The following is a 26,216-nucleotide window of genomic DNA, read 5'->3' as shown; positions in this document are numbered from 1 at the left end:
ACATGCCGCTTGACCTGCATGGACGGAATTCCGGCAGGAGCAGGGTTTGGCGAGCGGTCTGGAGATACGGACCGGGAGAAATCCCGGTACCGCGCTCAAGGCCGACTCGGCTCTGTCGCAGAATCTGCGACAGAGCCCGAAGTGACAACCTCGCGTCAGCCGCCGACGTGCTGGGACAGCGTCCGGGAGATCGTGCCGCCCAGGCTGATGATCCCGCGGGCATTCGGGTGGGCCGCGGCCGGGAGAATCTCGTCCGACCCCTCGGCGCGCAGCGGCTCGATCCACCGCCTGTCCTTGCTCGCGCACATGTCGTGCCCGATCGAGGGCTTGTAGGTGTCGACGTAGATCGCGCCGGTCCTCTTGGCCTGCTCGGCGATCGCCTTGTTGAGCCGTACCGTGATGTTGCGCAGGTAGGCGAAGTCTCCCTCGGCGAACGGCACTTGGGCCGAGCGGCAGCTCTTACCACTGTCGGGCAGCAGCGACGGGTAGCCGACCAGCGCGATGGAGGCGTGTGGGCTGTGCCGCTTGGCGTCGATCACCACGTCACCGATGCGGGACTTGACGGAGTCGATGGCGGCCAGGATCTCATCCTTGCCGGACTTGTTGTAGCTCTGGCGGCACGGGTCACCGGTGGCCTTCTGCAAGCCGAGCAGGGCGCAGTTCATGACAATCTTACTGAAGCCGATGTCGTTGCCGCCGATGGACACCGTGATCAGGTTGGTGTCGGCCTTGAGCGCCTTGATCTGCGCGGGCTGGCCCTTCTGCGCGTTCCAGATGCTGCGGGTGGTGGCGCCTGCGCATGCGACGTTCTTGTAGCTCGCCGGCTTGGCCACGGCTTGTAGGACGGCGGGGTAGTTCACCTTGCCGCGACCGCACGCTTCACTGTCGACCGGAAGGGTGCCGTATCCGGAGGCGTAGGAGTCGCCAAGTGCGACGTAGCGCACGGCGGGCGCGCTGCTCGCGGCGGCCGTGGCGGTTCCCTGGCCTGCGGTGACGAGCGCGGCGCAGGCACCGAGCACGGCGGTGGCCGTCACGGTCGCACGACGGGCGGGTCGTAGGCGGGAAGTTCGGGACATGAGGGCCTCCATCACGAAAATGACCGGGATTGCGGGCCCTGGCCCGTCGCCGCGCGCTCGGAGGACGGCGGCGGGCCGGAACCCACCGCCGCACCTTGGCGGTGGCCACTGCTCATTCACTAGTTCGTTTTCTGTTCAGTCGTCGGTCACCCGGCACGACGGGCAAAGGGGGAAAGCTTCAGTTACTTCATGCATGGGGGGAATGATCTGGTTCTCGGACGGCGCCTGCAGGCTGCGCGGGAGCGGGCTTTCGTGGGGCGGGAGGAGGAGCTCGCCGTCTTCGACGCGGCGCTGGGGGGCGGCTGGAGCGTCGTGTACGTGTACGGCCCCGGCGGCGTCGGCAAGTCCGCGCTGCTCCGCCGCTTCGCCGAGCACGCGGCGGCGATCGGGCGAGCGGTCACGACGGTGGACGGGCACACGCTGGATCCGGTGCCGGCGTCCTTCGGGCCGAGGCCGAGGCGGTGCTCGGTGATGAGAGCGCGGTGCTGCTCATCGACACCTTCGAGCGCGTCCAGGGTCTGGAGGGCTGGCTGCGCGAGCGGTTCCTGCCCCGGTTGCCGGTCGGCGCGGTGGTCGTGGTGGCCGGGCGCGTGCCGCCGGACCTGATGTGGCAGGCCGACCCGGCCTGGGCCGGCGCGCTGCGCGTACTGCCGCTGCGCGACCTCGGGCCGACAGAGGCGGCGGCGCTGCTGGACGAACGCGGCGTGAGCGACGAGTTGCGCGAGCCGCTGCTGGCCTTCGCCGGCGGTCACCCGCTGGCCCTCTCGCTGGGCGCCGCGGTGGCGGTCCGGGACAGCAAGACGAGCTCGCGCTGGACGCCCAATGATCGCCGCGGGCCAGCAGGCTCATGCCGATCTCGCTCATCGACCCGCCGACGCTGCGCCCGGTGACGGTGCCGGCGATGGCGACCACGGAGTTCTCCGGGCGGCGGAAGTCATGCACCACCACTTCACAGAACGAGCCCAGCGTCGCACGATCCCCTCGACGACGGGGGCGAGCCGTCCTGCTCACCCTTCACGGGCGGGCTCCCGTACACGAGCGAGGGCTTCGATCTCGATGAGGCCCCCATAGGGCAGCGACGCGGCACCGACGCAGCTGCGGGCGGGGCGGGGTCGGGCGAAGAAGCTCTCATAGGCGGCGTTGAGCCGGGACCGGTCGGTGATGTCGGTCAGGTAGGCCACCACCTTGATCACGTCACCACGCGCGGCCCCGACAGATCGCAACGCCTCGTCCAGATTGGCGAACGCCTGCGCGCACTCGGCATCGAACCCGCCAGGCACCAGCACACCGGGCTCGCTCACGCCGAGCCGTCCTGAGATCGCCACGAGGTCGCCGCTTCGGAACGCCGTCGAATATGGATGCTCATCGGTGGGAGACATCGGAGGCCCTCCAGCAGTAGATCGTTTAGACGGAATGTACAGAGTCTAGATGAAACGTCCAAATTCTGACGAGAGTGAGCCGCTGAGACGCTGGTCAGAGGGCGGGGTTCGCCGACGACCTTGTGTTCACCGTCCTATGGGGGGTGGCTGACCCTGACGGCGCTGGTCGAGGCAGGGCTGCCTCGCGCTGGCGGTGGCCACGTGCATGACGGCCTGGTTCGTCCGCCGCTTTGCCGAGCGCCCCATCGCTCCGCTCATCAAGCAGGCCGGCTACGGGCGGCGATCAGATCAGGAGGTCGGCGAGCACCATGTTGACCCCGCTCTTGAAGCCGTCCAACGCGCAGGCGGGTCATCAACGTGACCGGCACTCATGGCGCCGTCGAGGAGCAACATGAGCGTCGCCGCGGCGGGCTCTGGGCGCGGATGACGACTATTCCGCAGCAACTGCGTCAGGAACAAGCGGAACCAACGTCGGTGCGCCGCAACAACAAGCCGGACCGGATGATCATGGTCAGGATATTCGGCCGCGGCGTTGAGGAATGCACATCCGCGAAAACCAGGGCTCTGTATTCGCTGTTCGATCCCCGTGACGAGGGCGGTGAGCACCTCTGAGGCGCTGCCCGCGCGTCCGGCCAAGGCGTCCACCGTGACGCGGATCCTCTGGTCATGCTCCTCAAGGTAGGCGCGAACCAAGTCGTCTTTGGCTGGGAAGTGCCGATAGAAGGTCGCTTTCGTCACTTTCGCCTCAGCTGCCAGACGGTCTACGCCGACCATGTGGATGCCCTCCGCATAAAACAGGCGAGTGGCCGTCTGTAGCAGGCGTTGCCGTGCCGGCGAGCCGAGGCCCCGAGTCTCGCCCGCACGACCGCGTAGGTTCGCCTGCACCACTTCGGCTTTCCTGGCCATGCGCATATCCCCTTGACAACACTTCCAGCACGCGACGTGGAGCAGCGACGACGTCTACCCCACCGAGGAGGCGATGATCAGTAGCGCCCCCCCAAATCACCGCGTCCTGGCGTTAGGAGCGCCTGGAGGACGCGGGTCATCGGATGCAGCTCAACCAGCCGGAGAAGGTCAACGAGCTGTTGCTCGGCTTCCTGCCCTCGGGGCGCTGAGCCCGTCCCGCGACGGCGGCCGGTGGACACCGGCTCAATGCCGGGGGCCGGCGGGCGGTCCGGCCTTGCCCGCCGGCGTCGTGCAAGTGAGTTTCAGCACGACGTATGTCGTTGCGTACTGAACGGCGCTCGCGAGCCGGCCAACCACCACGGCTATCACAGTCGTTCTCCCCTCGACCATGCCCGGTCTCCTCGGACAGGCGCGATCGCACTGCCCCAGCCGGGCTTCGCCGCTACTGTCGCGGCATCGGCTGACCAGCCGACAGACCATCGGGTGACCACTTAACGATCGCCCGGCAGTGCCGTGCCCGGGCGCCGCCGGGGCCGGCGCTCTTGATCCGCCCCGGCGGCTGCCCGTCTCCTCACAAGACGTCGTGCCCGCTGCCGCAGTCCTTGCCGAGCTTGCCGGCATCGCACACACGCAGATCGAAGTCCTTCGTGATGCGGAAGGGCCCGAAGTGCTTCTTACCGCTGACGACCTTGTGGGTCTCCTGGCGCTTGTCGCCGAGCTCGTCGTAATACCGGAACCTCACATAGGTGTAATCCTGCGGCTTGGGCTTGCCGTCCCACAGAAAACCCTTGAAGTAGTAGTGGCCGCCCTGCTTGTAGACGCGGCCCTTGAAATAGCCCTCCTTGTTAGGCGACCCATACGTGAAGCTTTTGGCCACCACGGTCGAGGACGCCTGGGCGGGCGCGGTGGCCAGGCCGACGGCCATGGAACCCGCCAGAACGGCACTGACGGCGAGGGTACGCATTCTTGGCACAGTCTTCTCCATAAGCTGCAACGATTGATCAGTCGAGGGCCGCCGCCGAGCGGCGATCATACCCAGAGCCTGTCCCAGTCCATCTTCGACGCCTCAGTGCAGGGCGGGCAGCTCACCGACAGGCTGACCGTGCCGTCGTTCCAGGCGGTGAGGTCCTTACCGGGGAATCCGTGGCTGCGCCAGTAGCGGTAGAAGAAGCCAGGGCCGGTGACACCGCCCCACTCCCACATGAACCGCAGGTCGCCTTTTACGCACGGTGCCTGGACGCGGACATCCTTCGGCGTCAAGGCCGCGAGGCATCCGCCGCTCAGGCTGGCCCTGTTCTTCAGGAACGTGTACTGGAAGTCGTTGTAGTTCTCCCAGTGCTGGTTGGCGACGTTCTTGTTGCACTTCATCATCATCAGACGGCCGGTTGTGGTCTGTGCCTCCAGACACAGACCCGACTTGGTGTTCTTCAGCAGGTACCAGCCCGACTCAGCAGACGCCGGCGCGGCGTTGAGGGTCAGCGTGGCGGTGACGGCCAGGCCAGCGCACAGGCCGAGTAGTTTTCTCATCTTCGGTTGGTTTCCAGAATGTCGGCTCGGATGGGAGGCCCACATGCTCCAACGATCGACTGCTCAGAAACAAGATCACTTTGTGTCCACTTCTCGCCGGGATCCCGGAGCAACGCTCACCGTGTTCTCGCGGACGGAGCCCGGTTGCGGTGACCGGGCAGCGAGGCCGTACAGGCGGGCACGACGCGCGACCGGATGACGCCGATCCAGGTCAGGGCCAGGATGAGAATGTAGAACCGCGTCTCGGCCCAGAAGGTCCAGTAGACGACGTCGATGTTGGGCACATCCGCCATGGCCTGGAACATCGTCAGGTTCGAGAGGACCTGGCCCACAGAGATGGGGATGAGAACCGCACCCCAGTACGGCGGCCCCGCCGCCCGCACGAGCCGGAGGAACGTGTCGGCCTGGGCCGCGCAGTGCCTGGACGAGATGGGCCGGGCGACGGCCGGGTGCCTGACGTCACCAACCACCCTTGCTGAGCTGACCGCGCACCGCGCCGTCGGGAAAGTCCGCGGTGTGCAGGTTGGTGTACCAGTTCTTCGGGTTCTTCTTGATGCCCTCGGCGACCGAGGACGAGGCGCTCGCGACGCCCGACGCGCCGGTGATCCCCTTGGGCAGGCCGCCGGGCGCGGCGAAGAAGTCCACCGCGACAGGACCGTTCACGCCCTTCTTGCCTCGATGGAGGTGGCCGTTGGCCGGCTGCGCGGTCAGGCCGTGCCAGAGCGTGGCCCAGTGCACCTTCCTGCCCTTGACCCAGACGAGCCAGACCGCCACGCCCTGCTGGTCGCCGACCTTCTTCCCGGGCTCACGCACCTCCTGCGTGGCGTTGGCCAAGGCGGTGAAGGTGGTCTTCGCATCCGTGTCCAGGACCGTGACCAGATCGATCTTCGGCACCCGCTTGAGCTGGGCCCGTACGGCGCCGCCAGGAAACTCGCCGGTGTGCAGGTTGGCGTACCACTTCTTCGGCGACTTGGCGATGTCGGCGAGCAGGTCCGCGCCGGCACGACTGATCCCGGCGACGGCGTTGAGCCCGGTGGGCAGCTTCTGGCCGAAGAACGGGATCTTGACCGGCCCGTTCCTGCCCGACTTGCCCTGGTGGATGTGGAAGGCGGTGGGAGCCCCCACGCCCTGCCAGCGGACGGCGTACTCGATCTTGCTACCGCTGATGTGGAAGTAGGCGACGGCCTTGCCGTTGTCGTCGCCCTCGCCCACCTCGTTCGCACCGACCAGGGTCGCGGCCAGGTAGACGTCCGCGCGAGCCGCGGCGGGTGCCGCGAGCACGCCGGCGGCCAGGACCGAGGCGGCGGCCACGGCGGTCGTTCTCGGAAAAGTGAATGTCGTGCATCGGTTCGAGAACGTCTTCGACACTCATGCCTTCTGGCTGGCCGCGCAGGAGGACGAGCCCGCCCGCCTGGTCTCATGACGCCATGAAGGCGGGACGAACCAGGCCCGATAGACGGCGGGCACGAGCGCTACGGCCGGGCCTCGTCGATGGCTCGCAGCAGCCGGGCGCGGGAAGGGCCGGGCGCGGGCACCCGCGGGGCATCTGCGGCCAGGTCACGGGCCCTGTTCGCCAGCCCGGTGGCGAGGATCGCCTTCTCCGGCGTGGCGAGCAGGTGAGCGACGTCCGCCACGCCGCGCAGCACGTCGCCGTCCACGTACGCGGCCGCGTCGAGCGCCTTGCTCAGCGTCCATTCGGCGTCACCGCTCTCGTACGTTCGCCCGCGGCGCGTCGCGTCGAGTTCGGCGAGCCGGTGCCGTTCCCACCGGCTGATTCTCTCGTACACCGGGGTGAGAGCATTCTGGACGGCCTCGTCGAACCGCAGCGCGAGCTTTCCCGGGTCGTCCAGCCCGTGCACCTGCACCGCGTCGCGCAGGAGGTGCGCCTGCGTGAACGCCAGGGAAAGGCCGAGCCCGAACATCGGGTTGGTGACCGCCCAGGCGTCACCGACGCTGAGCAGGCCGTGGACCGCCGCCCGTCGATCCACGACGAGCGGGCGGCGGCTGGTGGTCTCGTCGGCCGTCCACAGCACGTCGCTGACCGGGATGCCGTCGGCCCACGGAGCGAGGGACGGGAACAGGGCCGCGACCCGCTGCCAGACGGCGGCGTGCCGCAGGTCGCGCAGCGGCAGATCCTCGGCCGGCACGGCGAAGGTCACCGACCAGGTGCCGACGTCTCCGGGGAGTACGAGGGCGGACAGGCCGTCGTGATGCTCCAGCGGCCAGATGGGCGAGGGCGGCATGGGGCCCGCGAAATGCCGGGCATAGTAGGCGAAACCATCCTTGGCCAGCTCCTCGACCGGCCGGGCGATGCCCGACCGGTCGAGCAGCCCGGGGATCGGGCTCCTGCGCCCGCTCGCGTCCACCACCAGGTCGGCCCGAATGGTCTCCTTCGCGCGAGTCTCGACTCCGCGCAGGCGAGGCAGCGAGCCGCCCCCGATGAGCAGCCCGGTCACCTCCACACCACGGCGGACGGTGACGCCGGGCATGCTTCGCACCGTGTCGGCCAGGGCCGCCTCCAGGACGGGACGACGTACGGCGATCGTCTCGAACCGCTGGTCGCCCTCGCGATGACCGTCCAGAGCCCGCCAGGAGCCGGCGATCGCATTGCCGGGGACGGCCCCGGCCTCCTTCAGCCTGGCGGCCACCTGCGGGAAGTCCACCCGCAGCCGTTGCCAGCCGGACGCCGTGAGGCGATGCGGCAGGCGGAACTGGCTGACGCTCGGCCGCTCCCACAGCTCCCAGGCCCGATGGATGATCCCGGGCCCGGCGGGGTCCCGGTCGAGCAGCGTCACCTGATGCCCGTCCTTGGCGAGCAGCAGGGCGGTGACCAGACTGGCGGGCCCAGCTCCCACCACCACGATGAGCGACATCTTGAACCTCCAGAAGCGTGTCTCCGAACGGTCAGGATGTTCGCGAAGACTGCTCATTCACCAGGCCAACCAGGTGCCCACTTCTGCTCCAACCGACGCCGGTCGTGCCGTGCGCGGAAACCGGGCTAGCCGAGGTAGGCGGCGCGTACCCGAGGATCGGCGAGCAGTTCACGGCCTGGGCCGGAGAGGGTGGTGCGGCCGAGGTCGATCACGTAACCCCGGTCGGCCAGGGTGAGCGCGGCGAGGGCGTTCTGCTCGACCATGAGGATCGTCGTTCCCTGGTCCCGTAGCAGCGCGATGGCGCCGAGGATGCGCTGGCTCATGATCGGCGACAGCCCCATGGTGGGCTCGTCGAACATGAGCAGCTTTGGCCTGGCCATCATGGACCGTCCGATCGCCAGCATCTGCTGCTCGCCGCCGGAGAACAGCCCGGCCCGCTGAGTCCGCCGCTCGCCGAGGACAGGGAACAGCTCGTACACCCGGTTCATGTCCTTGGTGACCTCGCCGTCCCGGCGGAGGTGCCCGCCGAGCATCAGGTTCTCCTCGACCGTCATCCCGGTGAACAGCCTGCGGCCCTCGGGGCAGTGGGCGATACCGAGGGCGAGCACGGTGTGCGCGGGCAGGTGATGGATCGGGCGGCCACGGAAGCGGATCTCGCCACGGTGTGGGCGGAGGAGGCCGGAGATGGTCCTGAGCGTGGTGGTCTTGCCCGCGCCGTTCGTGCCGACCAGGCAGGCGATCTGCCCCTCCTCGACGGTGAAGCCGACGTCCTGCACGGCCTCGATCGCACCGTACGCGACGGCGAGTGCGTTCACTTCGAGCATCAGGCGGCTCCGAGGTAGGCCTCGATGACCCGCGGGTCGGCGCGTACGGCCTCGGGCGGCCCGTCGACGAGTAGTTGCCCACGCATCAGCACGTGCACGTGGTCACAGAGGGAGAAAATGAACTTGGTGTCGTGTTCGATCACCACCACGGCGGTGCCGCGCTCGCGGATGGCGAGGATCAGCTCGCGGATGGCGGCCGTCTCGGTGGCGTTCATGCCGGCGGTCGGCTCGTCGAGCATGAGCACCGACGGGTCGCTCGCCAGCGCCCTGGCGATCTCCAGGCGTCTCTGGTCGCCGTAGGCCAGGCTGCGGGCAGGGATGCGGCCGGCGGGGTCAAGGCCGACGAAAGTCAGCTCGGCGCGGGCTCGTTCAACCGCCTCGGCCTCACTCCTGCGAAAGCCTGGGCCGTGCAGGAGAGCCGCCAGCAGCCCTTGCCTAATCCGGGTGTGCCGGCCGACGAGCACGTTGTCGAGGGCCGACATCTCGGTGAACAGGCGGATGTTCTGGAAGGTGCGCGCGATCCCGCTGCGGGCCGCCTCGGCGGGATCCGCGGCGAGCGGGCGCCCGTTCAGCAGCACCTGCCCAGACGTGGGAGCGTACAGGCCGGTCAGGCAGTTGAACAGGGTGGTCTTGCCTGCGCCGTTCGGGCCGATCAGACCGATGACTCGGCGGTCCGGCACGGTGAGCGACACCCTGTCCAGGGCGACGAGCCCGCCGAAGGTCATGGACAGGTTCTGCGCGGTCAACGTCATGAGGACACCAACCCCTTCGGACGGAAACGCATGATGAGGATGAGAGCGAGCCCGAAGAGCATCAGCCGGTAGTCGCTGAACTCGCGCAGCTTCTCTGGCAGCACGAACAGCAGCGAGGCGCCCACGACCGCGCCGGGCACGGTGCCCATCCCACCGAGGATCACCGCTGCCAGCAAGGTGACGGACTCGCTGAAGTCGAAGCTCTCGTACCCGACGGTCCCCAGCTTGTGGGCGAAGACCGCGCCGGCCAGGCCCGCCAGCGTGGCGCCGACGAGGAATGCCAGGATCTTGGCCCGGCCGGTGCGCACGCCCATGGCCCTGGCGACGTCCTCGTCCTCCCTGATCGCCAGCCAGGCCCGGCCGGTACGGCTGTGCTTCAGGTTGGTCAGCACCGCCATCGCCCCGGCCACCATCAGCACGGTCACCGCGTAGTAGAGGAAACCCGCGGGCAGCCCGCCGACCGGCCGGTCGAACGCCAGGCCGAACATGGTGATCGGCGGGATTCCCGGCATGGAGTTGGCGCCGCCGGTCAGCCCGCCGAGGTCGTTCTGCGCCGCACGGAAGAAGATCTCCCCGAACGCGAGTGTCACGATCGCCAGATAGTCACCCCGCACGCGCAGGGTGGGCGCGCCCACCACCACGCCGAGCAGTCCGGCTGTCGCCGCCCCCGCGAGCGCGGCGATCGGGAAGGGGACCGTGTGGGCCAGATTCGCCGCGGTGAACGCCCCGATACCGAGGAAGGCCACGTAGCCGAGGTCGAGCAGCCCCGCCAAGCCCACGACGATGTTGAGCCCGATCGCGGTGGCCGCGTAGACACCGATGGTGGAGGCCACCGTCATCCAGTAGCCCGTGCCCGCCTCGGTGAGCGGCAACAGCATCGCGCAGGCCAGCAGGACCGTGATGCTGAAGAGCCGATGCCGCTCGGCCAACGCGGAGAGCCATGCGAGCACCCCGTAGGCGGACAGGATACCGACCAGGCCGACGGCGAACCCGAGGAAGGCCAGAAACTCGGCCCCGCCGTGGGGATTGGTCGCCCGGCTCTGCCCGCCCGCCGTCAGCGTCGCCGACACCAGCCACAGCAGGGCCACGAACGCGACGACCAGGACCGGCCAGGCAACCGCACGAACGGGCGGCTTCCACTCCGGCGCCGCTTGTCCGCGGCCCAGCCACGCGAGGAGGGCGCCTCCGGCCAGCGCGACCGGGCCGCCGAACGACAGGGCGCCGAGAGCGGTCAGGAAGCCGGTGTGGACGAGCGCGACGATGATCACGCTTACGCCGGCCGGCCTGCTCGCCCGCGGCGCGAACGCGGCCAGACCGAGAAGGACCAGGTGCAGGCGGAACCCGGTGGCCAGGTACGGGGCATCGAAGAACTGCAGCGTGGCCAGGTCGGGGTACGCCCCGCCGGGCAGCACGGCGGAGGCCCACGGCGACAGCGCCCCCACCAGTACGAGCACGGCGCCCGGCACAGAACGCCACAGGCCTGTCACCGGTGCGCGCACGTCCGGAGCCGGTCGAGTCTTCAGTGCCGTCATGCCCGCTCTCCTTCCGGTCGGCCGAGGAGGCCCTGCGGCCGGAACATCAGCACCAGGATCAGCAGCACGAAGACCCAGACATAGTCGTACTGGGCGCCGCCCCAGGCGTACTGGCCGGCCAGCGACTTCACCAGCCCGAGGCACAGGGCGCCGAGCATGGCGCCGCGGATGCTGCCGATGCCGCCGAGCACGGCGGCGGTGAAGGCGAAGATGCCGTTCTGGAAGCCGATCGCGGTGTCGATCTGCGTGTAGTGGACGCCGTACAGGACGGCACCCACTCCGGCAAGGACCCCGCCGATCACGAACGTCGCCAGGATCACCCGGTCCGGGTCGATGCCCATGAGGCGGGCGGTGTCCGGGTCCTGAGCGGTGGCGCGCATGGCGCGGCCCAGCCGCGAGCGCTCCACGTACAGGTGCAGGCCCGCGGCGAGCAGCGGCGCCACGGCGATGGCCAGGACCCCGGTCCACAGGATCATCACGGGACCGAGCGTGAGGCTGCTCTCGGCGAACGCGCGCGGGAAGGCCAGCGGCGCGGTCGCCCCCGGGTAGAAGACCCGCACGACCTCCTGCAGCAGGATCGACACACCGAGCGCGGTGATCAGCGGCGCCAGCTTGTGCGCGCCGCGCAGGGGCCGGTACGCCCACCGCTCCATCGCCACCGCGACGGCGACGGAGACCGCCACCGCCGCGACGACCATGACCGGCAGGGCCAGATACCAGGGTGTTCCCGCGGGCAGCAGGTACAGGAAGGCGAAGTGGGCGCCGAACGCGCCCACCATGAACACCTCACCGTGCGCGAAGTTGATCAACTGGACGATGCCGTAGACCATGGTGTAGCCGAGCGCGATCAAGCCGATCAACGCGCCCAGCACCAGACCGTTGACGATCTGTTGGGCCAGTGTCGCCACGGCTCACTTCGCCTCGAACTGGTCGCTGAGCACGTCCTTCCACGCGCCGGACGTGACCTTGTAGACGGTGAACATCTTGTTGACGCTGTCCCCGTACTGGTCGAACCCGATGGTGCCATTGGCGCCGGCGTCGGTCTTGTACTCCTGTACCTGCTTGATCAGCTCAGTGCGCTGCTCGACGGCGCCCGTCCAGTCACCGCTCGCGGTCACCTTGGCGACGGAGGGGACGATCACGTTGGCCGCGTCGAAGGCGAAGGAGCCGAAGCCTCCGATCTCCTCAGCGAAGCCCTTCCTCTTGTACGCCTCGATGAACGCCTTGCCGCTGTCCAGCTTCTCGATCGGTGCGCCCACCGAGGTGGCGACGTCGCCCTCCTTGCCACCGAGCGCGATGAACTGCGGGTCGAACAGGCCATCACTCCCCGAGATCGGCACGTCCAGGCCCACGTCCTTGGCCTGCTTGCTGAGCGGCCCGGCCACGTGGTACTCCGACCCGACGAAGATCGCGTCGGGGCCGACGGCCTTGACCTTCGTGAGCACGCTGGAGAAGTCGCTGTCGTTCTCGTTGACCTTTTCCCGGATGACGACCTGGGCGCCGAGCCGCTCAGCCTCCTTGGCGAACTCGGTCGCGCTGCTCTCGCCCACGGCCTTGCCATCGGTGATGATCGCCAGTTTCTTCTTACCCTCCTTCTCCACCAGGTAGCGGGCGTTGAAGGGGCCCTGCAGGTCGTCGGTGCCGACGACGCGGAAGTAGTTGTCGTACTGGCGCTTCGGCGCGGTGGCGAAGTCCGCGCCTCTGGACAGCGCCGGGTCGGTATTGCCGGGCGAGATCTGCAGCAGCTTGGCCGTGGCGATCTTCGGCTGGATGGCGCGGGCCACCCCCGAGTTGTAGGACCCGACGATCCCGACGACGTTCGGGTCGTCGGCGAAGCGCTGGGCCGCCGCCGCGCCCTTGTCCGGGTTGGCCTCGTCGTCCTGCGCGTCCATCGCGAGCTGGTAGCCCTTGACCGCGCAGGCCGCGTTGGCCTGCTCGATGGCGAGCTGCACCGAGTTGCGGATGCCCAGCCCGATCGCCGACAGCTTGCCCGACATCGGCGCGATGACGCCGACGACCAGCGTGCCCTTGCTCGTGTCGCACCCGCCGGTACCACCCGTGGCCTCGGTCTTGCCGGCCCCGCATGCGCCGGTGCCCAGCGCCACGCCCGTCGCCACGAGCGCGGCCAGCAGGCCGGTGCTCTTCCTTGTCACTGCGATCTCCCCATAGTCACGTTCCACAACGGATCGGGAGACAAGCTAAAGTTCGCGGCTATCCATCCGACAGCCCGATCTCCGACCGAAACCTGTCCGCGGCAGCGGCGCTGACCTGCGGAGATTGGGCATTTATCGGTCTGTGGAATGGTCAGCGGCGCCACCTAACCTGCCGCCATGCACACCATTGGCCTCATCGGCGGCTTGAGCTGGGAATCGACGGTCATCTACTACCAGATCATCAATCAGCGGGTACGCGAACGGCTCGGCGGCAGTCATTCCGCCAACAGCCTGATCTGGTCGGTCGACTACACGAGGGTCGAGGAGCTTATCTTCGCCGGCCGGTGGGACGAAGTGAGCGCGCTGCTGGCCGACGCCGGCGGCAAGCTCGAAGGCATGGGCGCCGAGATGCTGCTCGTCTGCAGTAACACCTTCAACCGGGTGGCCGACGACGTCGCGCGGGCCGCGAGCGTACCCGTCCTGCACATCGCCGACGCCGTGGGCGCAGAGGTGCGCGCCAGAGGATGGCGCAGAGTGGGGCTGCTGGGCACCCGCTTCACGATGGAGGAGCCCAGATTGGCCGGTTTGACGAACATCGGCCGGTCGAGCGGCTTCACCATGCTCCAAGGGTCGGTCGTGGTCCGCCATTCGTGCTGGGTGAACCACACGTGTGGGGTGACCGGGATGTCCTCCGCCAGGAACGCGCGCCGCGTCGCGGCCTTGTCCATGGCTACGGCCGAGGCCAAGACACCGCAGCCGACGTACGGCAGGCCCAGCGTCGCCAGGTGTCCTTGAAGGACGCCGTCCTCGCCGTACGGGCCGTGCAGCACGGGGAAGACCACGTCCGCCACGGCGCGGCTCAGCTCCAGCGGCCAGCGGCCCTGCCGGTCGATGATGATCAGCAGGGGCTCGTACCGGTCTTTCGGCAACGCGTCGAGCACGGCCTGCGCCGATTGCAGTGACACCTCATGCTCGGGTGACGGGCCACACGCAGGCGTTCGGTCATGGTCGATCAGCCCCTTTCATCGGTATCCGGGCAGCATGCAGGGTCCGGCTGATCGTTTCGCAGGTCATTGACCGGCCGATCTCTGGCCACCCGGGAGACGGCGGGCGCGCCGCCGGTCGCCACAGCCCTGGCCTTGTTCACCCATCAGGTGCCGTCCGGTTACCACGCGGGCTCGGGTGGCCGGTGGTGGTCAGAAAGTGGTCATCGCATGGCCTGGTGATCGATCGGCCGTCGCGTGGACGGTGCCGGTATGAGGATGAAAGTGATCATTATCGGTTCGGGGCCCGCGGGCCTTACCGCCGCGATTCTGCTGGCCGCGCGTGGCCATCGGGTCACCGTTCTGGAACGCGATGCCGCCCTGCCGCCCGCGCCGGGAGAGAAGGCGTGGACGTCCTGGGAGCGGCCGGGTGTGAGCCAGTTCCGGCTGCCGCATCTCATGATGCCCCGGGCGCGGGCCGTGCTGGAGGCGGAGCTGCCCGAGGTGGTGGCTGAGCTGGAGACGGCGGGAGCCATGCGGCACGAAATGGTCGCCGCGGCGGCGGCCCTGCCCGCGGGTGGCGGCAGACGGGACGGGGACGAGCGCTACGAGACCTTGGCCGCCCGGCGGCCGGTCGTGGAGTCCGCCCTGTTCGCCGTGGCCGCCCGCACCGCTGGTGTCACCGTACGGCGGGGCGAGGCCGTGACCCGGCTGCTGCCCGGACAGGCGTACCTGCCAGGTGTGCCGCACGTGGCCGGGGTGGAGACCCGCGACGGCGAGGTGCTGAAGGCCGACCTCGTCGTGGACGCGACCGGACGCAAGTCGCAGTTGTTCAAGCTGCTCACCGACCTCGGACCGGTCCGCGACACCGAGGACCGGGCGGAGGCCGGGTTCGTCTACTACGCCAGGCACTTTCGCGACCGCGGCATGGGACGCCCCGAGGCGCCGCTATGGCCGCTGGTGCACCGGGGCACGCTCACTGCGGGGTCGCTGCCCAGCGACAACGGCACCTGGTCGCTGTTCCTGGTGGCCTCCAGCCGCGACCAGCAGGCGCGCGGCCTGCGCGAGGCCGACGCCTGGGATCGGGTGATCGAGCTGTTCCTCGAGTACACGCACTGGGCGCGGCACGGTGAGGCGCTCACGGACGTGCAGGTCATGTCGTCCGGCCCGGCCCGGCGGCGCGACCTGGTCGCCGACGGGCAGCCCGTGGTGACCGGCCTGCTCGCGCTGGGTGACGCCTGGGCCAGCACCAATCCCACCTTCGGCCACGGGCTGGCGATGGGCGTGCTGCAGGCCACCCTGCTGCGGGACGCCGTCGAGACCGTTCCCACGCCGGACCCGTACAAGCTCGCCCTGGTCTACGCCGAGCTTCTGGAGAGCGACGCCGCGCCCTTCTACCTTGGGCTGCGTGGCTGGGACGACCATCGGATCGCCGAGATCGACGCGCACATCAAGGGCGAGCCGTATGAGACCGACGACCCCGCCTGGCACGTCGTCAGCGCCCTGAACGCCACCAAGCTCAACCACCCCGACCTGCTGAGGGCCTTCGCCGACATGGGATCGATGCTGGAACCCGCCGGTCAGGTCCTGGCCAGGCCCGGGATCGTCGAGCTGATCACCGCCGAGAGCGCCAAGCTGCCACCTGTGCCCGACCCGGCCCTGCTGCGCCGGGAACTGCTGTCCGCCATCAACGGGTAGCCGGCCGTGCCCAGTCGGGTGGCGCCTGCCCGCGTCCCCGGTCAGGTTTCCGTCGCGCCGTACAGTTCCCGCTGCCACATGCTCTCGCAGACGCGGTCGATGCCCGAGACCAGGTGGCGGCGGTAGGTGGTGAAGGGCAGGCCGATCCGCTCCGCGGCCAGCTCCTGGGTCGGGGCGCCCTTGACATACGTGGCGGCGAGTGCGCGGTGGAACTTGACCGAGCGCGGATCATCGCCCAACGTCTCGATCTCCCGCTCCAGGAGCTCGCGCAGCACCTTGGCCGGATCTCTGCCGTCGTGTTCAGCGATGAGCCGGGTGCGCGTCAGGGGCGAGCGGGCCAGTTCGTCGGGCCGTGACAGGGCGCGCAGCGCCTTGCGAATCGCCTCGTCGAACTCCGCCTTGGACAACACCGCCAGCCGCTCCGCCCGCACGTACGGGTCCGGCGCCAGGGCCCGGTTCAACCGCTCCAGCCACACTCGCGCCGGCACGGCTCGCCAGTCGTGCGCGAACAGCGTGTACGAGTCGTCGCCCACCCGGGCGGCATCTGGGATGTCACGCATGTCGTGCTGTCTGAAGCACTCGATTCTGTCCTTGCTAGGCCGGCGTACCGCGACGTACGACCAGGCCGCATGGCCGGCCCGCAGGCAGTTCCCGATCACCCGCCACTGAAGCAGATCGATGACCGGCGAATTGCCCCGATACGTGGGCAGCACCCACGACCGGCCCACGGCCAGGTGCTCGCCGGCCCGCAGCGGTGCGGTGGCGCGGGCGTGTTCCCAGGCGGCGGCCACGACCGGATCGGCCGCGCACTCCTCCTCGTCCGGCTCTCCCAGGCGCAGCCACGCGTAGAAGGCGACCGGCTCGCCGGTCTCGGTCCGCCAGTAGACGCGAAACTCTGACGGCCGCCTGGCCAGCCAGAACGCGGCGCACGCGGCCGACTGCGCGCCTTCGGCCACCTCGGCCAGCCGCAGCAGCTGCTGGACGTCCCCGGGCCGCAGGACACTCTCCTGGACCTCGCCCTCCTCGTACCAGCTGTGCGGCTCGACCATCGCGTTGTCGTCGCGATGCAGGTAGAACAGCGCCGTCACCGCGCCGAGCACGTTGGGATCGGCGGCCGTACGGACCTTCTCCGCGAGGTAGGCGTGGATACGGTCGTGCATGTCCGCGTAGCCCTGGGGATCACGCCAGCGCAGATCTGTCTCCAGCACCTCCCGCACCACATCGTGCGGATACAGGCCGAGGCTGCTCGACTCCACGAACGGCAGCCGCCGCAGCCAGCGGAACAGCGACGCGGCTTCGTCGGGCAGGGCCGAGCGCAGGAGATCCTCGGTCGTCATGTACGCGTGCGCGCAGATCTCCAGCGCGTGCCGGTGCGCCGGGCTCGGCACCTCGCCGACGAGCTGGTCCAGCAGGGTCGCGACCACGTCATGGTGGGGGGTCCACCGCTTGCTCGCGCCGCCGTCCTTCATCGCGACCGCCGCCCCCAGCAGCAGCGCCAGCGGATGCCCGCCCGCGAAGGCCAGCAGCGGCTCGCGTAGCTCGTCGGCCACCCCGCAGCAACCCATCAGCGTCTCGGCGTCATGCGGCGGCAGATCGCGCAGTGAGAGCACCTCCAGCGCTCCCGCCCAGCCCGGGTCGGCCTGCCACTGCATGTCGGGCGGGAACCGCCCCGCGATCACCACGAGCGCCCCCACCGGGAGCCTGGGCAGGAATCGCTCGCGCAGCCAGCCCTCCAGTCCCTGGATCCGCTCGAAGGTGTCCACCAGCAGCACCGCCCGCTCGTCGCGCAGCACCGGCTCGGCCTCGGCCTCGAAGGCCGCGGGCGACGGGTCGAGCGTGCGCCCGTCCACGCGGGCGACCGACCGGCCGGCCAACGCCGCCTCCTGCGCGAAGCGCCGCAGCAGCGCCGACTTACCGACTCCACCTGGGCCGTGCACGTACAAGACGCTGCACCGGCCCCCGTAGAGCGCGGAGCCGAAAAGCGCGAGCTCCTCCTCACGCCCCACGAACGCCGATTCGCGTGCCGCTTGCAAACGCTGGCCCAGCAGCTCGGACTTTCCGCTACTCCCCAACGACATGCGCATAACTCTAGCCTGTGACGATCTCGCAACTCGGCCAAATAAATGAGTCTTTATACACATTGTCCTTGCCTTGTAAAGCGCGATATGTAGGAGCTTTTCGGCTGTTGAGCAGCGGCGGAGTTCGTCTGATGCGTAAATCGTGCACGTTTCCGTGGCGCTTGGTTCATCATCCGCCAGCGAAATGGACAACTATTGATCATCTGTCTGGTCTGGTAAATGGGTAGAGCTTCCGCGGACGATGCCGGAATGACGATGGACGTTGTGGTATTGGGAGCCGGGCCCGCGGGGCTCGCAGCGGCTCTTCTCCTCTCCACTGACGGGCATCGCGTGACCGTGCTCGAGCGTGACCGTGCCGAGCCGAGCCTCGGCGAGCGCCGTGGCGGGTCCCAGTTCCGGCAGCCCGATGTGGTCCTGCCCCGCGGGCTCGCCGTGCTGAACCGGCAACTGCCCGAGGCCATCGCCGCGATCGAGGTCGCAGGCGGCCGGCGTTGGGACCTGTTGGGCGGCATCACGCCTGATCGCCGGTATGAGTCCCTGTCTGCCGGACAGCCGGTGCTGGAGAGCGCGCTGGCGCATGTCGCCTCCCGGGTGCCGAACCTGGAGATCCGGCGCGGCGTCGGCGTCTCCAAGCTGCTGACGGTGTGGTCAGGAGGGACGACCGGCGTCCCTCACGTGCGCGGGGTGGTGACCGACGAGGGCCGGACGCTGGAAGCAGGGCTCGTCGTGGACGCGGGCGGCGGTGACTCGCCGGTCGCCGCCATGCTGGGCGACCTTCAGCACCTCAGCAGGGCAGCCGCGCCGCCCGACTTCGGCTTCGACCTCTACTCACGCTATTTCCGCAGCTCCGACGGCACCATCCCGTCCCCGCCCGCCTGGCCCCTCGACCACCACGACAGCGTCTCCACGCTCGCCCTGCCCGGCGACAACGGCACGTGGTCGCTGACGCTCGTCGTCTCGCGCAGGGACTGGGTCATGCGCTCGCTGTACGAGGAGCGCCTCTGGGATCGCACGGCCGCCCTTTTCCCCGGGCTGCGCGAGTGGCTGGAGTACGGCCGGCCGGTCACCGGGGTGCTCACAGCGCCCGGGCGGTGCACCCGCCGGCGCAGCCCGGTCAGCGACGGCCGACCCTCGGTGACCGGGCTGGTCAGTGTGGGCGACGCGTGGGGGACCACCAATCCGGCGTTCTGCCAAGGCCTGTCGATGGCGCTGGTACAGGCCGAACTGCTGCGTGAGGCCGTCCGGGCGCACGGCGAGCCGGACAAGATGATGCTGGCGTACGAGGAGGCCGCGCACGCCGCCCTCGGCCCGTTCTACGACACCTCGCTTTTCTGGGAGCACAACCGCCTCGCGGAGATCTACGCCGCGATCCGCGGCCGGCGCTTCTACGGCAGCCCGAACTGGACCGCTGCCAAGGCCATGGAGACGGCCAAACTGGCGGATCCCGATGTGCTGACCGCGATGGGGGACATCGGCTCGATGCTGGCCTCACCGGAGGAAGCGATGTCCCGGCCCGGGGTGGTCGGCAAGGCGCTGGCCCTGGCAGCCGAGAGCCCGGCCCCAGCGCTGACGCGGGCGGACTTCCTGGCCGCGCTGTCCCGCTGAGACCTGCGCCCGTACGCCGGGACCCGCGTTCTTCCGGCCGGGGCATTCTGCCTCCCCAGCAGATCCGGCTATTCCGGCAGCACGTTCGCCCGCTTCGGCCGGGGCGGGCCGGCTGTGCGCTCGCCCTCGGCCGGGTCCCGCCCGGCCGACATACGATTCCCGGCGGCCGGGCGACGGCCGCCGGAGGCCGGGACCGGCTCGATGAGGTCTGTCATCGTGCAGTCGAGGATGTCGATCAAGGCCATCAGCACCCGCAGGTTCAGCCGCGCGGGCCGTTCGGCCACCAGCCGGTAGACCTGGCTCTGCGACAGTCTGAACCCACGCTCGGCCAGCAGGGGCCTCAGATCCGTGGTGGCATACATGCCGCGATTGGCCATGACCCTCCGCAGATGCCATCGGTAATCCAACTTCAGGCTCATATCGATTCCTTGTTCTCCAGGCGGGCACAGCTCGCGGTCGTGGCAGGACAGCGATGCCCGACCTGCTCCTGCACGAACTCCAGGCCCGCGCCGCCCATCAGCAGATGGGCCATGTACGCGCTGCGCATGCAGTGCGGCGTCAGCGTCCGGTCCAGCCCGAGTGCGTCCCGATACGTCGCGAACCGGTCCTCGATCCCCCTGGTCAGCAGCCGCCCGCCCCGCTCGGTGGGCCACAGCGCCCGCGACAGGCCGGTGCGGTAGCGGGGCCGTACCTCGATGAGGTACTCCCGTACCGCGTCCACCGCCCACGGCATCATGCTGACGACCGTCCGACGCCCCGGCGGCCGTCCCTTGGCCCGTCGGCCCGTCAGCACGCTCAGAGCTCCGAAGCCGCCCAGCTCGGGCACGTCGGCGTGCGGCTGGAAATCACTGATGTCCAGCCCAGACGCCTCGGAGCCGCTCAACTCCCAGGCGTAGACGACCTTGAACAGGGTGGCGTTCCGGTAGTGGGCCAGCGCCCCCTTCCGCCCCCGACGCACGGCCTCCTCCACCTGGTCGTCGGCGTAGTCGAGGAAGCGCTGGAGCTCCTCGCGTGTCATCGGGCGCCGCCCAGGTCCGGCGAGACGGCCGGCCGCGCGGTCGTCCCCGCAAATCTGCGCCGGGACCCTGCCGAAGCGGGCTTCACATTCCTGTGTCCACTCCTGCTGCTCTCCAGCACTGGCCTCGCCGCACACGCTCTTCCCCTTGGTGTTCGCTTCGCATCGGATGTACGCCTGGCGGCCGGGCGGTTGTACGACCGGCGGCCGGGCCTCGAACGAGCGTCACACGGCACGATGGCCAGAATCATGACCGTTTCCTACCCGGTCGTTATCCACCGCCGGCAGCGCGTTCGCCCGCTCTCAGGAGACGATCCGGATGCGTTCCGCGACCGCGAGCCGCACCTCCAGCGCCGCGCAGGCTCGGCCCTTGTCGCAAAGAAATTCAGCGCACCGATGAGAGGAAGTCGAGCAGCAACTCGTTGACCTTCTGCGGCTGGTCGAGTTGCATCCAGTGGCCTGCGTCCTCCAGTCGCTCGTAGCGCCAGGACGCGGTGATGTACGGTGCGCTGCCGATCATCGCCTTCTCGGTGAGGTAGACGTCCCCGCTGCTCCACACGCCCATGGTGCGTACTTTGATGGGCGGCGCCTGCAGGGTTCCGGGGATGAACGCCTGCGGCGTGATGTTCTGGCGGTAGATGGCGAGTCCGGCGGTGAGGCTCTCGGGGTGGCGCATGCGGCTCACCACGTCCTCGAGATCCGGATGCGTGGTCGCCCACATGCGCAGGCCGGTGAAGTCGTCGTGACTCAGCCACTGTTCGGCGACGTCCGGGAACTGGAACAGCAACATGTACCAGAACTTCGCGAGCTGGTCGATGCCCGCCGCCGGTCCACTAGCGCTGAGATGGCCGACCGACAGCAGGGAGAGGCTGGAGACCCTCTCGGGCGCGGTGCCCGCGACCAGTTGGGCGAGTGTCGCTCCCCAGTCGTGGCCCACCAGATGGGCCTGTCCGACCTCGAAGTGGTCGAGGATGCCCAGCAGGTCGGCGATATGCTCGCTGATGTCGTACGCCGCCAGGCCCTCGGGCTTGTCGGAAGATCCGAAGCCGCGCAGATCGGGGGCGATCGTGCGGTACCCGGCGGCGTTGAGCGCGGCGACCTGATGGCGCCAGAGCGCGTGGGTGTCGGGATAACCATGCACGAGCAGGACCGCTGGGCCCTCCCCGCTGACCTGGACCTCAAGACCGATTCCGTTGACATTGACGCGCATGGCACGACTCCTGATGTGGGACTGCGGTGATGAGTGCCAAGCTGCCGGGTTCGGGTGCCCGTCTCACAGACCATCCGCTGCCCAATACATGGCCGATCGGCCGCCTTGCTGGAGGATCAGCTCTTCAGGCCGAAGAAGTGCATCGGTGAATTCGGCTTGAAACCGATACGCGGGTACACCGGCGCTCCCGCGATGGTCGCGTGCAGAGTGGCGCGAGTCAGCCCGGTAGCCTGGGCCCCTTCGTACAGCGCCTTCCGCGTCACCGCCTCGGCATAGCCCCTGCGCTGCCACTCCGGGTCCGTGGCGACGAGCGCGACGAAGAGCCGCCCTTCCGCCTCTACCGTCGCGGCACATGTCACCGGAACGTCGTCCCGCATGCCCAGGTAGGCGTACACCTTGCTGGTCCACAGGGTGGAGCCGACGAGTCCGTCGCGGCCGTCTTCCAGGGGGAAGCCGTAAGCGCGCGAGTTGAGGTCCGCAAAAGAGCACAGCTGCTCATCCGTGGTCACGCGCACGAAAGTCAGGTCAGGGTGCGCAGGCTCGGGGATGGGCAGCAGGTCGCCAGCCATGCCGGTGCCGGAGAAGGCGTACTCGAGGCCCGCTCGCTCGGCCGCCGCCGGGAGCGCGGCGCGTGCGTTGTCGTCGACGAGGTCCTCGAAGAGCCACAGGAGGCCCGGATGCGTCTTCGAGCGCATGATGTCCACCGCCTCGTGCAGACGCCGCTCCAAGAGAACCGCGTCCGCTCCGGTATCGGTCAGCGTGACGCAATTCCAGAACGTGAACCGGTGGTCTGCCCAGCGGATGGCGATACCCGGAAGGTCCCGCACGTCCGCGTCCGGATCCCGGTCCTGTACGAAGGCACGCCAGGCGACGGCGAGCTGCTCCATGGATTCGATCGAGTCTGCGAGGTCAGTCACGCAAGCTCCTCAAGCTGTGGATGTCGATGGGGACATGGCGGGGGCAGCCGCCGCTGTCGGTTCGGTGGGCAGGGTGGATGGAAAGAGGGCGGTGAAGTGGCCTGATGAGTGGTCAGTGGGGAGCGGTTGCCTGCATGTGCACGTTCCTTCGTCGTCAGGAGTCATTCATGTTCGACAACGAGAGTTCTGTCCGGCGGTTCACTGTTGAGGAGGCTCGGAATCGGGCGGTGGTTGCGGCTGTCTATTCGGATCTGGTGTTGGGTGGCAGGGATCGTTTTCTGGGCCGGTTGGCGGCTGATGTCAAGTGGACGGTGGTGGTCGGCGGGTCGGCGGGCGGTACCTTCTATGGCGGTGGGCGGGTGTGGGAGAAGGCGATTGTCCCGCTTGTGCGGGAGTGGGACGGTTTTGAGTTCGTCCCCTTCGAGTTGGTGCCTGTGGGTGATCGGGTGTACGTCGTTGGTGAGGGTTCGGGGACGCATGCGGTCACCGGTAAGAGGGGGCGGGCAAGTTCGTGCACGTCTGGTATCTGAGGGAGGGTGTCGTGCATCGGTTCGAGAACGTCTTCGACACTCATGCCTTCTGGCTGGCCGCGCAGGAGGACGAGCCCGCCCGCCTGGCCTCATGACGCCATGAAGGAGCCCGTCTCAGGCCTGTACCGGTACTCCGAGCAGAGTGATGGCCGCCTCGCGGGCTTCGGCGCTGATGGGCGCCGGGGTTAGGGTCGCCGGATCGAGGTTGACGTTGACGCGGCGCCCTTCGGCGTGCACGACCGTCTGATCGGACGAGAGCATCCGGAATCCGTAGATCACGCTGCTGCGTCCGATCTTCTCCAGCCAGAAGTGCACAAGCGGCTCCGAGATCCCCGTGATCGGCACGTGATAGGTGATGTTGAGGTCGCGGACGACCAGGATCACCTCCTTGAACACTGACTTCGCCGGGTCGGTGTCCCAGCCCTGCTCGTTCCAGTAGGCACTGATCACGCGGTCGAACAGCAAGATATAGCGGGAGTGATGAAGCATGCCCATGGGGTCGAGTTCATCGAAATGAACCCGTACCGGTGCGACATGGCCGTGCGGGGGAGAGATCATCGTGATCTCCTTCGGGAGAGGGTGGCAAAGGAGTGACCGAGCGGTGAGGACAGCGCCTCTTGGCATCCCTGCCTTCGAGGCCACGTCCGCGTGTCAGGCGGCGTCCGGCTGCCAGTTCCAGTTCCGCCGGCTGTAGAGGGGGCGGAACCCGGCGCGGAGCAGGTTGTTCAGCGACGGGTTGGAACCTCCCTTGGCGGGCAGGCCGGTCTCCGCGATCAGCCAGCGGCAGCCCGCCTTCGCGGCCGCCTCGGCGCGTGCCGCCAGCAGGGCTGACTGCGCGCCCTGGTTACGGTGGCTGGGCAGCGTCGCGCCGGCGTTGAGAGAGCCGATCTCGCCCCGGACGAACAGGGTGCCGGTGGCGACCATCGTGTCGCCGTCCCACGCGGCGAACGGGCGGACGTCCGGGTTGGCGACGCTGCCGGCCACCATCTCGGTGAACCCGTCCTCGGGCATCCCGAATCCGCGGAACGTAACCGTCGCCCAGTCCCGGACGTTGCCGGGATCGACCGGCGAGACACTCAGCGTGCTCCGGCCAGCCCAGAAGTCCTCGACCGGGGCCGCCAGCTTCACCCAGTACGAATCAGGACGCAGGCCGTATTCTGCGGAGATTTCGTTCCAGTTCGGAGGCAGGACCGACGGGGCGATCTGGAAGACGGCGCCCTTGCTGTCCTGCGCCCGGTAGAAATCCACCACGCGGCCGATGAGATCGTGCGTGATCGGCTCGGCGAAGCCGAATCCGAGCGCCTTGCTCCAGAAACCCGTGGCGTCGTTTCTCACCGACAACGCCACCCCGCCGCCGATACGCGTGGTGGCGATCTGCAGCCTGGACTTGATCGACGGTGGCGCCATCGACACGAACTGGTACATGACCTCTGCCTCGGTGCCTTCGGCGAGGGTGGCCGGCAATGTGTCCATGTGCGTACTCCTTGCTGATGACGGAGTGGATCCCGGCGGCCAGGGGCCGCTCCGATCAGACGACATCCCCGGTCACGCTGATCACGATCGGGCCCGCAGTTGCCCGCTCGCCAGCCCACACGCTGCCCATTCTCTGTCCACCAGCGCGGCTGTCCTCAGTCACGAAGGTCAAGTGTGTGCCATCGAATGGACGGTTAGGACCTGTTTCATAAGTTGATCTTTGTGTTACTTCTCGTCGAGATGATCGCTGCGTGCGTGGGGATCTGACCGATGAGCAATGGCAGGTGTTGGAGCCGGTGCTGCCGGGCACAGCCAAGCGTGGTCGCCCGGTTGTATGGCCGAAACGCCAGCTCATCAACGGGATCAGATGGCGGGTGCGGACCGGCGCCCCATGGCGGGACATGCCCGCCATCTACGGGCCCTGGCAAACCGTCTACGGCCTGTTTCGCCGCTGGCAGCGCGAAGGAGTCTGGGAGTAGATCCTGTCCAGGCTGCAGGCCAGGGCGGATGCCGCAGGGTTGATCTGCTGGCAGGTCAACGTGGATTCCACCATCTGCCGCGCGCATCAGCACGCAGCCGGCGCCCGCCGCGATGGCAACGCGCAAAAGCAGCCGCCGGGTGGTATCAGCGGGCCGGAGCCTGCTGATCACGCGCTCGGCCGTTCTCGCGGCGGGTTCACCACGAAGATCCACCTGGCCTGCGAGCAGCGGCAAAAGCCCTTGTCCATCCTCCTCACCGGTGGTCAGCGTGGAGACTCTCCGCAGTTCGCGGCGGTACTGGAGGCCATCAAGGTGGCCCGGCTGGGGCCGGGCCGGCCCCAGCCGGGCCGAGCGGGTGCGCGGCGACAAGGCCTACTCCTCCCGGGCCAACCGCGCCTACCTGCGCCGCCGAGGGATCCGAGCCACCATCCCCGAGCCCGCCGACCAGATCGCTCACCGCAAAAAGCGCGGCTCGGCCGGTGGCCGCCCGCCCGCCTTCGACGCCGAGGACTACAAAGCCCGGCACGCGGCGGAGTGCGGCATCAACCGGCTCAAGCGCCACCGGGCGGTGGCCACCCGCTATGACAAGCTCGCCGTCCGCTTCAAGGCCACCGTCCAGATCGCCGCGATCGGTGAGTGGCTGTGACCACGCCCACGACCCAGGCTGGGATCCTAAAACCGGCCGTTGCGGCAGGCGCAGGATGCGACAGAAAGGACGAAGCGATGAAGAGCGACGACATCCAGCTGAAAGCCGAGACCGAGGGCGGCGAACTCATCGTGGAACCGTCCGAGGACGCTCTCCACGAGATGGTCCTTGAGTTGTCCGCGCCCGACAACACCTTCGTCATCGTTGAGCCCGACGAGGACGACCCGCTCTGGTTCGCCTCGGTCTCCCGCCTTGATAACAGCACCTACGAGGTCGAATACCGCAATGCCGTCCGCAGCCGTCACCACCTCAGCGTCGAGACCGACCCCAGCCGCATCGCCAACGACGTGACCTGCTGGACCGCTGCAACCGCCCGAGCACACAGAGCTCTCAACCGAAACCAGCCCTCAGCCGACTTCTGAAACAGGCCCTAACGGCACCCTGAAACACCAAGCGACATTTTCGGACATTGTTGAAACCGGCATTTCTGTGCGGAGTGACGCGTCGGGCACATCGCGTAAGCGCCCGACATGAGAGCCATTGACTCTTAATCAGCGGGT

26 protein-coding genes and 3 pseudogenes are annotated in these 26,216 nt (G+C 68.6%); 7 read left to right on the top strand and 22 right to left on the bottom strand.

From position 1 onward, the window contains the following. Positions 1-155: 155 nt before the first annotated feature. Positions 156-1,076, bottom strand: coding sequence for an SGNH/GDSL hydrolase family protein (locus ACSDR0_RS01650; protein ID WP_435286888.1), 921 nt, complete (start codon positions 1,074-1,076; stop codon positions 156-158). Between the two features lie 189 nt (positions 1,077-1,265). Between ACSDR0_RS01650 and ACSDR0_RS01645 the strand changes: the two genes are divergently transcribed. Further along, positions 1,266-1,682: an ATP-binding protein gene (locus tag ACSDR0_RS01645; protein WP_435286887.1), complete on the top strand. Its 417-nt coding sequence runs from the start codon at positions 1,266-1,268 to the stop codon at positions 1,680-1,682. Here ACSDR0_RS01645 and ACSDR0_RS01640 read toward each other — a convergent pair. The 13 genes from ACSDR0_RS01640 to ACSDR0_RS01580 all read right to left on the bottom strand — a co-directional run bounded on the left by ACSDR0_RS01640 (position 1,566) and on the right by ACSDR0_RS01580 (position 13,022). Beyond that, the gene (locus ACSDR0_RS01640) at positions 1,566-1,988 is read right to left on the bottom strand and encodes a hypothetical protein (protein ID WP_435286977.1); all 423 of its coding nucleotides are present in this window, start codon (positions 1,986-1,988) and stop codon (positions 1,566-1,568) included. The genes ACSDR0_RS01645 and ACSDR0_RS01640 overlap by 117 nt on opposite strands. A 95-nt stretch (positions 1,989-2,083) precedes the next feature. Beyond that, a complete protein-coding gene (locus ACSDR0_RS01635) occupies positions 2,084-2,455 on the bottom strand; it encodes a RidA family protein (RefSeq protein WP_435286886.1) in 372 nt (123 codons plus the stop codon). 288 nt (positions 2,456-2,743) lie between these two features. Continuing rightward, positions 2,744-3,361 (bottom strand): TetR/AcrR family transcriptional regulator, encoded by a 618-nt coding sequence (locus ACSDR0_RS01630; RefSeq protein WP_435286885.1) that lies wholly within the window; start codon positions 3,359-3,361, stop codon positions 2,744-2,746. Positions 3,362-3,932: 571 nt separating this feature from the next. Further along, the gene (locus ACSDR0_RS01625) at positions 3,933-4,334 is read right to left on the bottom strand and encodes a hypothetical protein (RefSeq protein WP_435286884.1); all 402 of its coding nucleotides are present in this window, start codon (positions 4,332-4,334) and stop codon (positions 3,933-3,935) included. 56 nt (positions 4,335-4,390) lie between these two features. Next, positions 4,391-4,888 (bottom strand): hypothetical protein, encoded by a 498-nt coding sequence (locus ACSDR0_RS01620; protein WP_435286883.1) that lies wholly within the window; start codon positions 4,886-4,888, stop codon positions 4,391-4,393. A gap of 116 nt (positions 4,889-5,004) precedes the next feature. Then, positions 5,005-5,358: a hypothetical protein gene (locus ACSDR0_RS01615; RefSeq protein ID WP_435286882.1), complete on the bottom strand. Its 354-nt coding sequence runs from the start codon at positions 5,356-5,358 to the stop codon at positions 5,005-5,007. Then, positions 5,348-6,199 (bottom strand): CHRD domain-containing protein, encoded by an 852-nt coding sequence (locus ACSDR0_RS01610; RefSeq protein ID WP_435286881.1) that lies wholly within the window; start codon positions 6,197-6,199, stop codon positions 5,348-5,350. The genes ACSDR0_RS01615 and ACSDR0_RS01610 overlap by 11 nt, the downstream gene beginning before the upstream one ends. A 161-nt stretch (positions 6,200-6,360) precedes the next feature. Continuing rightward, the gene (locus ACSDR0_RS01605) at positions 6,361-7,761 is read right to left on the bottom strand and encodes an NAD(P)/FAD-dependent oxidoreductase (RefSeq protein WP_435286880.1); all 1,401 of its coding nucleotides are present in this window, start codon (positions 7,759-7,761) and stop codon (positions 6,361-6,363) included. A 125-nt stretch (positions 7,762-7,886) separates the two neighbouring features. Then, on the bottom strand, positions 7,887-8,585 hold the full coding sequence (locus ACSDR0_RS01600) for an ABC transporter ATP-binding protein (protein ID WP_435286879.1): 699 nt from the start codon (positions 8,583-8,585) through the stop codon (positions 7,887-7,889). Next, positions 8,585-9,337, bottom strand: a complete 753-nt coding sequence (locus tag ACSDR0_RS01595; protein ID WP_435286878.1) for an ABC transporter ATP-binding protein — start codon at positions 9,335-9,337, stop codon at positions 8,585-8,587. The genes ACSDR0_RS01600 and ACSDR0_RS01595 overlap by 1 nt, the downstream gene beginning before the upstream one ends. After that, a complete protein-coding gene (locus ACSDR0_RS01590; protein WP_435286877.1) occupies positions 9,334-10,869 on the bottom strand; it encodes a branched-chain amino acid ABC transporter permease in 1,536 nt (511 codons plus the stop codon). Before ACSDR0_RS01590 ends, ACSDR0_RS01595 begins: the two co-directional genes overlap by 4 nt. After that, on the bottom strand, positions 10,866-11,777 hold the full coding sequence (locus ACSDR0_RS01585) for a branched-chain amino acid ABC transporter permease (protein WP_435286876.1): 912 nt from the start codon (positions 11,775-11,777) through the stop codon (positions 10,866-10,868). The genes ACSDR0_RS01590 and ACSDR0_RS01585 overlap by 4 nt, the downstream gene beginning before the upstream one ends. A 3-nt stretch (positions 11,778-11,780) precedes the next feature. Continuing rightward, positions 11,781-13,022, bottom strand: coding sequence for a branched-chain amino acid ABC transporter substrate-binding protein (locus ACSDR0_RS01580; protein WP_435286875.1), 1,242 nt, complete (start codon positions 13,020-13,022; stop codon positions 11,781-11,783). A gap of 177 nt (positions 13,023-13,199) precedes the next feature. On the opposite strand from ACSDR0_RS01580, the pseudogene ACSDR0_RS01575 reads away from it, so the two are divergent. After that, positions 13,200-13,541 (top strand): annotated as a pseudogene (locus ACSDR0_RS01575) (aspartate/glutamate racemase family protein); the annotation flags it as partial. 65 nt (positions 13,542-13,606) lie between these two features. Here the strand turns inward: ACSDR0_RS01575 and ACSDR0_RS01570 are convergent. Continuing rightward, a pseudogene (locus ACSDR0_RS01570) lies at positions 13,607-13,963 on the bottom strand (D-alanine--D-alanine ligase family protein); the annotation flags it as partial. 321 nt (positions 13,964-14,284) lie between these two features. Here ACSDR0_RS01570 and ACSDR0_RS01565 point away from each other — a divergent pair. Then, the gene (locus ACSDR0_RS01565; protein ID WP_435286874.1) at positions 14,285-15,703 is read left to right on the top strand and encodes an NAD(P)/FAD-dependent oxidoreductase; all 1,419 of its coding nucleotides are present in this window, start codon (positions 14,285-14,287) and stop codon (positions 15,701-15,703) included. Between the two features lie 41 nt (positions 15,704-15,744). Here the strand turns inward: ACSDR0_RS01565 and ACSDR0_RS01560 are convergent, their stop codons facing one another. Further along, complete coding sequence (locus ACSDR0_RS01560) at positions 15,745-17,781, bottom strand: ATP-binding protein (protein WP_435286873.1); 2,037 nt, start codon at positions 17,779-17,781, stop codon at positions 15,745-15,747. A gap of 219 nt (positions 17,782-18,000) precedes the next feature. Here ACSDR0_RS01560 and ACSDR0_RS01555 point away from each other — a divergent pair, with 219 nt between their 5' ends. Continuing rightward, complete coding sequence (locus ACSDR0_RS01555; protein ID WP_435286872.1) at positions 18,001-19,386, top strand: FAD-dependent oxidoreductase; 1,386 nt, start codon at positions 18,001-18,003, stop codon at positions 19,384-19,386. 68 nt (positions 19,387-19,454) lie between these two features. Here the strand turns inward: ACSDR0_RS01555 and ACSDR0_RS01550 are convergent, their stop codons facing one another. From ACSDR0_RS01550 to ACSDR0_RS01535, 4 genes are all read right to left on the bottom strand, one after another. After that, complete coding sequence (locus ACSDR0_RS01550; protein ID WP_435286871.1) at positions 19,455-19,805, bottom strand: helix-turn-helix domain-containing protein; 351 nt, start codon at positions 19,803-19,805, stop codon at positions 19,455-19,457. Continuing rightward, positions 19,802-20,404 (bottom strand): tyrosine-type recombinase/integrase, encoded by a 603-nt coding sequence (locus tag ACSDR0_RS01545; protein ID WP_435286870.1) that lies wholly within the window; start codon positions 20,402-20,404, stop codon positions 19,802-19,804. The genes ACSDR0_RS01550 and ACSDR0_RS01545 overlap by 4 nt, the downstream gene beginning before the upstream one ends. 382 nt (positions 20,405-20,786) lie before the next feature. Next, entirely contained in the window at positions 20,787-21,611 is an 825-nt protein-coding gene (locus ACSDR0_RS01540; RefSeq protein WP_435286869.1) for an alpha/beta fold hydrolase, read from the bottom strand. A gap of 116 nt (positions 21,612-21,727) precedes the next feature. Beyond that, positions 21,728-22,528 (bottom strand): GNAT family N-acetyltransferase, encoded by an 801-nt coding sequence (locus ACSDR0_RS01535; RefSeq protein ID WP_435286868.1) that lies wholly within the window; start codon positions 22,526-22,528, stop codon positions 21,728-21,730. A gap of 167 nt (positions 22,529-22,695) precedes the next feature. Here ACSDR0_RS01535 and ACSDR0_RS01530 point away from each other — a divergent pair, with 167 nt between their 5' ends. Beyond that, positions 22,696-23,058 carry a nuclear transport factor 2 family protein gene (locus ACSDR0_RS01530; protein WP_435286867.1) on the top strand — a complete coding sequence of 121 codons (363 nt, stop codon included), beginning with the start codon at positions 22,696-22,698 and terminating at the stop codon, positions 23,056-23,058. 114 nt (positions 23,059-23,172) lie between these two features. Here ACSDR0_RS01530 and ACSDR0_RS01525 read toward each other — a convergent pair whose 3' ends face one another. Both ACSDR0_RS01525 and ACSDR0_RS01520 read right to left on the bottom strand, forming a co-directional pair. Beyond that, a complete protein-coding gene (locus ACSDR0_RS01525) occupies positions 23,173-23,616 on the bottom strand; it encodes an acyl-CoA thioesterase (protein ID WP_435286866.1) in 444 nt (147 codons plus the stop codon). A 93-nt stretch (positions 23,617-23,709) separates the two neighbouring features. Continuing rightward, positions 23,710-24,531, bottom strand: coding sequence for a GNAT family N-acetyltransferase (locus tag ACSDR0_RS01520; protein ID WP_435286865.1), 822 nt, complete (start codon positions 24,529-24,531; stop codon positions 23,710-23,712). Positions 24,532-24,782: 251 nt separating this feature from the next. Here ACSDR0_RS01520 and ACSDR0_RS01515 point away from each other — a divergent pair. Both ACSDR0_RS01515 and ACSDR0_RS01510 read left to right on the top strand, forming a co-directional pair. Continuing rightward, positions 24,783-25,656, top strand: a pseudogene (locus ACSDR0_RS01515) (IS5 family transposase). 77 nt (positions 25,657-25,733) lie between these two features. Further along, complete coding sequence (locus ACSDR0_RS01510) at positions 25,734-26,078, top strand: hypothetical protein (RefSeq protein ID WP_435286864.1); 345 nt, start codon at positions 25,734-25,736, stop codon at positions 26,076-26,078. Positions 26,079-26,216: the final 138 nt, after the last annotated feature.

The sequence above is a fragment of the Streptosporangium sp. G11 genome (assembly GCF_051192615.1).
Classification (GTDB): Bacteria; Actinomycetota; Actinomycetes; order Streptosporangiales; family Streptosporangiaceae; genus Streptosporangium.
The sequence above is the reverse complement of the archived record's forward strand: the minus strand, read 5'-3'. Positions and strand labels throughout refer to the sequence as shown.

Bases quoted from the DNA above. Each gene is read 5' to 3' on its own strand.
- ACSDR0_RS01650 (WP_435286888.1), bottom strand. From the start codon at position 1,076: ATGTCCCGAACTTCCCGCCTACGACCCGCCCGTCGTGCGACCGTGACG.
- ACSDR0_RS01645 (WP_435286887.1), top strand. From the start codon at position 1,266: ATGCATGGGGGGAATGATCTGGTTCTCGGACGGCGCCTGCAGGCTGCG.
- ACSDR0_RS01635 (WP_435286886.1), bottom strand. From the start codon at position 2,455: ATGTCTCCCACCGATGAGCATCCATATTCGACGGCGTTCCGAAGCGGC.
- ACSDR0_RS01630 (WP_435286885.1), bottom strand. From the start codon at position 3,361: ATGGCCAGGAAAGCCGAAGTGGTGCAGGCGAACCTACGCGGTCGTGCG.
- ACSDR0_RS01620 (WP_435286883.1), bottom strand. From the start codon at position 4,888: ATGAGAAAACTACTCGGCCTGTGCGCTGGCCTGGCCGTCACCGCCACG.
- ACSDR0_RS01605 (WP_435286880.1), bottom strand. From the start codon at position 7,761: ATGTCGCTCATCGTGGTGGTGGGAGCTGGGCCCGCCAGTCTGGTCACC.
- ACSDR0_RS01600 (WP_435286879.1), bottom strand. From the start codon at position 8,585: ATGCTCGAAGTGAACGCACTCGCCGTCGCGTACGGTGCGATCGAGGCC.
- ACSDR0_RS01595 (WP_435286878.1), bottom strand. From the start codon at position 9,337: ATGACGTTGACCGCGCAGAACCTGTCCATGACCTTCGGCGGGCTCGTC.
- ACSDR0_RS01590 (WP_435286877.1), bottom strand. From the start codon at position 10,869: ATGACGGCACTGAAGACTCGACCGGCTCCGGACGTGCGCGCACCGGTG.
- ACSDR0_RS01565 (WP_435286874.1), top strand. From the start codon at position 14,285: ATGAAAGTGATCATTATCGGTTCGGGGCCCGCGGGCCTTACCGCCGCG.
- ACSDR0_RS01560 (WP_435286873.1), bottom strand. From the start codon at position 17,781: ATGTCGTTGGGGAGTAGCGGAAAGTCCGAGCTGCTGGGCCAGCGTTTG.
- ACSDR0_RS01555 (WP_435286872.1), top strand. From the start codon at position 18,001: ATGGGTAGAGCTTCCGCGGACGATGCCGGAATGACGATGGACGTTGTG.
- ACSDR0_RS01550 (WP_435286871.1), bottom strand. From the start codon at position 19,805: ATGAGCCTGAAGTTGGATTACCGATGGCATCTGCGGAGGGTCATGGCC.
- ACSDR0_RS01545 (WP_435286870.1), bottom strand. From the start codon at position 20,404: ATGACACGCGAGGAGCTCCAGCGCTTCCTCGACTACGCCGACGACCAG.
- ACSDR0_RS01540 (WP_435286869.1), bottom strand. From the start codon at position 21,611: ATGCGCGTCAATGTCAACGGAATCGGTCTTGAGGTCCAGGTCAGCGGG.
- ACSDR0_RS01530 (WP_435286867.1), top strand. From the start codon at position 22,696: ATGTTCGACAACGAGAGTTCTGTCCGGCGGTTCACTGTTGAGGAGGCT.
- ACSDR0_RS01525 (WP_435286866.1), bottom strand. From the start codon at position 23,616: ATGATCTCTCCCCCGCACGGCCATGTCGCACCGGTACGGGTTCATTTC.
- ACSDR0_RS01520 (WP_435286865.1), bottom strand. From the start codon at position 24,531: ATGGACACATTGCCGGCCACCCTCGCCGAAGGCACCGAGGCAGAGGTC.
- ACSDR0_RS01510 (WP_435286864.1), top strand. From the start codon at position 25,734: ATGAAGAGCGACGACATCCAGCTGAAAGCCGAGACCGAGGGCGGCGAA.